Origin of the sequence: Bradyrhizobium jicamae (assembly GCF_001440395.1) — a bacterium.
In the GTDB taxonomy this organism is placed as follows: Bacteria; Pseudomonadota; Alphaproteobacteria; order Rhizobiales; family Xanthobacteraceae; genus Bradyrhizobium; species Bradyrhizobium jicamae.
Genome location: NZ_LLXZ01000211.1, coordinates 1 through 299, shown reverse-complemented (window position 1 = coordinate 299; position 299 = coordinate 1). Strand labels below are relative to the sequence as shown.

The window sequence follows — 299 nt, the reverse complement described above, 5'->3', positions numbered from 1 at the left end:
CGGACGCCATGGTACAGCGCAGGATCGCCGCCGGCTTCACCGAACCCCGCCGGCTGTCCGGCAGCACGATCGCCTCCAGCCGCACCAGATCCTCGCCGCCGCAGCCACCGGCGCCCTTGATATCGGGGATGCTGGGCGCAATCGCGATGGTGTCGGTCAGCGCCAGCCGGCACGCGGACGGCTGCGGCGCGGGCGCGGCCTGCTCGCCGGACTTGCCGGTCGGGGGAGACGCCTGCTGCTCCTTGTCCGGCTTGTCGGGCTCGTCCGACGGCGCATCGGCCGGGCGCGGCTTCGGCAGC

At 74.6% G+C, this 299-nt stretch carries 1 pseudogene; it reads right to left on the bottom strand.

The annotated features are described in order from the left end of the window. A pseudogene (locus tag CQ12_RS47020) lies at positions 1-299 on the bottom strand (extensin family protein); the annotation flags it as partial.